Genomic DNA, 6,098 nt, shown 5'->3' with positions numbered 1-6,098 from the left:
CAGATGATCGGCCTGTACAAGCGCTCCAAGTTCCTGGCGGAGGATGCGGCGCGTGCGGCGGCGGCCGAGACCGGGCTGCCGGTGGTGATCGTCAACCCGTCGACCCCGATCGGGCCGCGCGACGTCAAGCCGACCCCGACCGGGCGGATCATCGTCGAGGCCGCGACCGGCCGCATCCCGGCCTTCGTCGACACCGGCCTGAACCTGGTCCATGTCGACGACGTCGCCCAGGGTCATCTCGCCGCCTTCGCCCGCGGCGTGCCGGGCGAGCGCTACATCCTGGGCGGCGAGGATTTCGCGCTGTCCGCCATCCTGGCCGAGATCGCCGCCCTGGTCGGCCGCAAGGCGCCGAAGATCCGGCTGCCGCTGGGGCCGATCTGGCCGGTGGCGCTGGTGGCGGAGACGGTGTCGCGCTTCACCGGCAAGGAGCCGATGGTGACGCGCGACGCGCTGCGCATGGCGCGCAAGACCATGTATTTCTCCTCGGACAAGGCCCGCGCGGCGCTGGACTACCGGCCGCGGCCGGCGCGCCAGGCCCTGGTCGACGCGCTCGACTGGTTCCGGGCCAACGGTTACCTGACATGATCGGCCTAGTCCTCGCCCTCGCCAGCCTGGTCGCGTGGCTCAAGCTGTGGCTGGCCCAGGGCCAGTTCTGGGAGGCGACAACCGCGCCCGCCGCCCCGCCGCCGGCGGAATGGCCCGGCATCGTCGTGGTGATCCCGGCGCGCAACGAGGCCGAGGGCATCGGCGCCGCCGTCGGCTCGCATTTGCGCCAGGCCTATCCCGGCCGGCTGCGGGTGGTGGTGGTCGACGACCAGTCGACCGACGGCACCGCCGATCTCGCCCGGGCCGCGGCGGAGGCCGCGGGGGCTCCCGACCGCCTGACCGTGATCTCCGGCGCGCCGCTGCCGCCCGGCTGGGTCGGCAAGATGTGGGCGGTGTCGCAGGGCGTCGCGGCGGCGGAGCGGCTGGAGCCGGAGGCGCGCTGGATCCTGCTGACCGATGGCGACATCGTCCACCGGCCGAACAACCTGGCGCAGCTGGTGGCGCGCGGCGAGGCCGACCGGCTGGACCTGGTGTCGCTGATGGTGCGGCTGCGCTGCCTCGACTTCGCCGAGCGCTGGCTGGTGCCGCCCTTCGTCTTCTTCTTCAAGATGCTGTACCCCTTCGCCTGGGTGAACCGGGCGGACAAGGCCACGGCCGGCGCGGCCGGCGGTTGCATGCTGGTGCGGCGCGAGGCGCTGGCCCGGATCGGCGGCATCGAAGCCATCCGCGACGCGCTGATCGACGACTGCACCCTGGCCGCGGCGCTGAAGCGCAACGGCCGCATCCGCCTCGACCTCACCGACGAGGCCGAGAGCCTGCGCGTCTATGGCGATGTCGGCGAGATCTGGCGCATGGTCGCCCGCACCGCCTACACCCAGCTGCGCTATTCGCCCTGGCTGCTGCTCGGCACCGTGGCCGGGTTGATCGTCACCTACATCGCGCCGCCGGCCCTGACCATCCTGGGGCAGGGGGCGGCCCGGTGGTTCGCCCTGGCCGCCTGGGCGATCATGAGCGCCACCTACGTTCCGATGCTGCGTTTCTACCGGCGCTCACCCCTGTGGGCGCCCTTCCTGCCGCTCGCCGCGGTGGTGTATCTCGGCGCCACCATCGATTCGGCGCGGCGCCACTGGGCCGGAATCGGCGGGGCCTGGAAGGGCCGCGTCTACGACCAGCCCGGCGCTTCCCTGTCCCGTCAGCCGTCAGACCCGTCCCCATGACCATCTCCAGCCCTTCCTTCCAGACCGAAGACCTCGCAGGCCCCACCCGCGCGAGCCTCGACGACGCGATCGGCCGCGGCGTCGGCGGGCTGCTGGACCTGCAGCGCCAGGACGGCCACTGGGCCTTCATCCTCGAGGCCGACGCCACCATTCCGGCGGAATACATCCTGCTGAAGCACTTCCTCGGCGTGGTCGACCGGGAGAAGGAGGCGAAGCTGGCCGACTACATCCGCAGCATCCAGTCGGACCGGCATGATGGCTGGCCGCTGTGGCATGACGGGCCGTTCAACATCAGCGCCAGCGTGAAGGCCTATTTCGCGCTGAAGGCGGCGGGCGACGACCCGGACGCGCCGCACATGGCCCGTGCCCGTGCCGCCATTCTGGCCGCCGGTGGCGCCGCCCGGTCCAACGTCTTCACCCGCATCCTGCTGGCGCTGTTCGAGCAGGTGCCGTGGCGCGCCGTGCCGGTGATGCCGGCGCAGATCATGGTGCTGCCCTCCTGGTTCCCGTTCCAGCTGAACAAGGTGTCGTATTGGAGCCGCACGGTGATCGTGCCGCTCCTGGTGATCATGGCCAAGAAGCCCCGGCCGGTAAATCCGGGCGCGCTGTCGATCCAGGAGCTGATGGTCGAGCCGCCGGAGCAGGTGAAGAACTGGCATGTCCATGTCGACGGCACCTTCTGGGGCCGGTTCTTCCGCCGGCTGGACGGCGTGCTGCGGCCGGTCGAGCCGTTCTTCCCGCGCCGTGAGACATCGATCCGCAAGGCGGTGGAGTTCGTCACCGAGCGGCTGAACGGCGAGGACGGGCTGGGCGCGATCTACCCGGCCATGGCCAACTCCGTGATGATGTTCAAATGCCTGGGCTATCCGGACGACCATCCGGACCTGAAGATCGCCTGGGCCTCGGTGGAGAAGCTGGTCGACACGGTCGGCGGCGTGACCTATGCCCAGCCCTGCCTGTCGCCGGTCTGGGACACGGCGCTGACCGCGCATGCGCTGCTGGAATCCGACGACCCCGAGGCGGTGGCGCGGGCCAAGCAGGGGCTGGACTGGCTGGTGCCGCGCCAGGTGCTGGACGTGAAGGGCGACTGGGCCTGGCGCCGGCCCGACGTGCGGCCGGGCGGTTGGGCCTTCCAGTACAACAACGCGCATTACCCGGACCTGGACGACACCGCGGTCGTGGTCATGGCCATGCACCGGGCCGACCCGGAGCGCTACCGCGAGGCCATCGACCGCGGCGTCGAATGGATCGTCGGGCTGCAGAGCAAGAATGGCGGCTGGGCGGCCTTCGAGGTCGACAACACCTACCACTACCTGAACCACATCCCCTTCGCCGACCATGGCGCGCTGCTGGACCCGCCGACCTCCGACGTCACGGCGCGCTGCCTCAGCATGCTGGGGCAACTCGGCCGGCGGCTGGACGACCCGGCGGTGGCGCGCGGCGTCGAGTTCCTGCGGCAGGAGCAGGAGGCCGACGGCTCCTGGTTCGGGCGCTGGGGCACCAACTACATCTACGGCACCTGGTCGGTGCTGTGCGCCCTCAACGCCATCGGCATCGACCCGCAGGACCCGATGATCCGCCGTGCCGTCGCCTGGATGGTCTCGCAGCAGCGCGAGGATGGCGGCTGGGGCGAGAGCGGCGACAGCTACTACGAGGGCAAGCCGGAGATGACGCCGGCCACCTCGACCGCGTCGCAGACCGCCTGGGCGGTGCTGGCGCTGATGGCGGTGGGCGAGGCCAAGCACCCGGCGGTCGAGCGCGGCGTCGCCTGGCTGTCGGCACATCAGCGCGTGGACGGGCTGTGGGACGAGCCCAGCTTCACCGCGGTCGGCTTCCCGCGCGTGTTCTACCTGCGCTATCACGGCTATCCGGCCTTCTTCCCGACCTGGGCCCTGTCCCGCTATCGCCGCCTGCGCGACAGCAACAGCGGCCGGGTCGAGGTCGGGATGTGAGAGAGCGCCCGGACTCGCGCCGGCGCGGCCGTCTGATGGCGGTTTCTCCGCTTCCGGTGCTCACGGACCAACGTCCGCTGCGCTCCGGTTCTCGAAACCACCACCAGCCGACTCACGCCAACGCGATTCCAGGCGGTCTCTGCAAACCGCCGCTCCCTCTTATTCTCCCCCTCCCCCTGCGGGAGGGGGTAGGGGGAGGGGGCTCGCGCCGAACAGCGCCGTCTCTTCGGATTTGGCCTGATTGCAGCGGGGCTCTCGGCCGGCCGCCGGGGAGCCCTTCGATCGACAACCCCCTCCCCCTACCCCCTCCCGCGAGGGGAGGGGGAGGATTCCTGGATTGGCGTCTCCGATGCTCGGCATCCTGACCGGGCTGGCGCGGGAGGCGGAGATCGCGCGGCGGATCTCGCCGCTGGTCGCCTGCTCGGCGAGCGATCCCGCCCGGGCAGAGCATCTGGCCCGCGAGCTGGCGGGGCAGGGGGCGACGGCGCTGCTCAGCTTCGGCATCGCCGGCGGGTTGGCGCCGGAGCTGGTGACCGGGGATCTGGTGATCGGCAGCGCCGTGGCGACGGCCGACGCCGCCTATGCCTGCGATCCAGAGCTGGCGGCGCGGCTCGTGGCCGCACTGCCCGGCGCCGTGAGAGGGAATGTCTGGGGCGGCGACGTTATCGTTGACACCGCCGCGGCCAAGGTCCGGCTGCACCGCGACAGCGGCGCCGTCATCGTCGATCTGGAGAGCGCAGCCGTGGCACGAGCCGCGGCCGAAGCGGGGCTGCCCTTCGGCGTGCTGCGGGCCGTGGCCGACCCGGCGGCGCATGGCCTGCCGCCGGCGGCGCTGGTCGGCCTCGATGCGGAGGGTCGCCCGGCGATCGGGCCGGTGCTGCGGGCCCTGGCCCGCAGCCCTGGTCAGTTGCCGGCGCTGATCCGCCTGGGGCGGCAGAGCAGCGCGGCGATGAAGGCCTTACTTGCCGCCGCCGGCCCCCTTGGCGGCCGCGACCTTCGGGGTGTGGCGTAGCTTCTCCAGCGCCTTCTGGACGTGGGAGGAGAACACGAACTCGGCCGGGCGCTGCCGGTCGAGCGAGATCTCCGGCGCCATCGGCCCCTCGGTGCGGATGCCGCGCATGCCGACGATGAAGGCCTTCAGCGGGTTGCGGAACATGTCCTTCACCGCGCTGGCCTCATAGCCCGAATGCACCATGCAGTTGGCGCACTTCTCGTAGTTGCCGGTGCCGTACTTGTCCCAGTCCGTCTCCTCCATCAGCTCCTTGTAGGTCTGGGCATAGCCCTCGCCGAGGAGGTAGCAGGGACGCTGCCAGCCGAAATAGGTGCGGGTCGGGTTGCCCCAGGGCGTGCAGTGATAGGTCTGGTTGCCGGCCAGGAAGTCGAGGAACATCGACGACTGGCTGAACGACCAGCGCTTGCCCTTGTCGCCGCGCTTGAAGATGTCGCGGAACAGCTGCTTGGTGGTCTGGCGGTTCAGGAAGTGCTGCTGGTCCGGCGCCCGCTCATAGGCATAGCCGGGCGACACGGTGATGGCGTCGACGCCCATCGCCTTGACGTCGTCGAAGAAGTTGGCGACGCGCTCGGGGTCGGCGTTGTTGAACAGCGTGCAGTTGATGTTGACCCGGAAGCCGCGCTCCTTGGCGGCCTTGATCGCCTTTACCGCGCGGTCGTAGACGCCGTCCTGGCACACCGACCGGTCGTGGTCCTCGCGGTCGCCGTCGAGATGCACCGACCAGATGAAGTAGGGGCTCGGCTTGTACTGGTCGAGCTTCTTCTCCATCAGCAGCGCGTTGGTGCACAGGTAGACGTATTTCTTGCGGGCGATGATGCCCTGCACCACCTCCGCCATCTCCTTGTGCAGCAGCGGCTCGCCGCCGGCGATCGAGACCACCGGCACGCCCGAATCATCCACCGCCTGCAGGCACTCGGCCACCGACAGGCGCTGGTTCAGGATCTCGTCCGGGTAGTCGATCTTGCCGCAGCCGGCGCAGGCCAGGTTGCAGCGGAACAGCGGTTCCAGCATCAGAACCATCGGGTACCGCTTGGTGCCCATCAGGTGGTTCTTCAGAAGGTAAGCGCCGATACGGATCTGCTGTTGAAGCGGGATGCCCATGGGGACCTTCGCAAGACTGTCGGCCGAAATCCGGGCCAAGCGACACTGCCTACTCGGCAGGCACCGGTGCGGTCAATTGGGATGGCAGGCGGAAGCGGATATTCTCATCGACGCCCGTCAGCGTCGAGACCTCGACGTCGCCAAAACGTCGCAGGGTCTCGACCAGCTCCTGCACCAGGCTGTCGGGGGCGGAGGCGCCGGCGGTGATGCCGACCGTCTCCTTGCCGTCCAGCCAGGCCGGGTCCAGCGCCGAGGCGTCGTCGATCAGGT

Annotated in this window: 5 protein-coding genes and 1 pseudogene; 4 read left to right on the top strand and 2 right to left on the bottom strand. The window is 70.2% G+C overall.

Features of this window, described 5'->3' with window-relative positions; genetic code table 11:
• From ABDW35_RS30315 to ABDW35_RS30300, 4 genes are all read left to right on the top strand, one after another.
• The coding region (locus ABDW35_RS30315; RefSeq protein ID WP_343717569.1) for an NAD-dependent epimerase/dehydratase family protein at positions 1 to 585 on the top strand (585 nt) is incomplete at its 5' end.
• The gene (locus tag ABDW35_RS30310; RefSeq protein ID WP_343717568.1) at positions 582 to 1,763 is read left to right on the top strand and encodes a glycosyltransferase; all 1,182 of its coding nucleotides are present in this window, start codon (positions 582 to 584) and stop codon (positions 1,761 to 1,763) included. The genes ABDW35_RS30315 and ABDW35_RS30310, both read left to right, overlap by 4 nt.
• Positions 1,760 to 3,715 carry a squalene--hopene cyclase gene (gene shc, locus ABDW35_RS30305; protein WP_343717567.1) on the top strand — a complete coding sequence of 652 codons (1,956 nt, stop codon included), beginning with the start codon at positions 1,760 to 1,762 and terminating at the stop codon, positions 3,713 to 3,715. Before ABDW35_RS30310 ends, shc begins: the two co-directional genes overlap by 4 nt.
• Positions 3,716 to 4,052: 337 nt before the next feature.
• Complete coding sequence (locus tag ABDW35_RS30300) at positions 4,053 to 4,727, top strand: nucleoside phosphorylase (RefSeq protein ID WP_343717566.1); 675 nt, start codon at positions 4,053 to 4,055, stop codon at positions 4,725 to 4,727.
• Here the strand turns inward: ABDW35_RS30300 and hpnH are convergent.
• Together hpnH and ABDW35_RS30290 are read right to left on the bottom strand one after the other, a co-directional pair.
• On the bottom strand, positions 4,674 to 5,828 hold the full coding sequence (gene hpnH / locus ABDW35_RS30295; RefSeq protein ID WP_343717565.1) for an adenosyl-hopene transferase HpnH: 1,155 nt from the start codon (positions 5,826 to 5,828) through the stop codon (positions 4,674 to 4,676). The two genes, ABDW35_RS30300 and hpnH, sit on opposite strands and share 54 nt — an antisense overlap.
• Before the next feature lie 49 nt (positions 5,829 to 5,877).
• Positions 5,878 to 6,098 (bottom strand): annotated as a pseudogene (locus ABDW35_RS30290) (4-hydroxy-3-methylbut-2-enyl diphosphate reductase); the annotation flags it as partial.

Origin of the sequence: Inquilinus sp. (assembly GCF_039594555.1) — a bacterium.
GTDB lineage: Bacteria > Pseudomonadota > Alphaproteobacteria > DSM-16000 > Inquilinaceae > Inquilinus.
The sequence above is the reverse complement of the archived record's forward strand: the minus strand, read 5'-3'. Positions and strand labels throughout refer to the sequence as shown.

Coding starts and splice junctions, on each gene's coding strand:
- ABDW35_RS30310 (WP_343717568.1), top strand. CDS start 582: ATGATCGGCCTAGTCCTCGCCCTCGCCAGCCTGGTCGCGTGGCTCAAG.
- shc (WP_343717567.1), top strand. CDS start 1,760: ATGACCATCTCCAGCCCTTCCTTCCAGACCGAAGACCTCGCAGGCCCC.
- hpnH (WP_343717565.1), bottom strand. CDS start 5,828: ATGGGCATCCCGCTTCAACAGCAGATCCGTATCGGCGCTTACCTTCTG.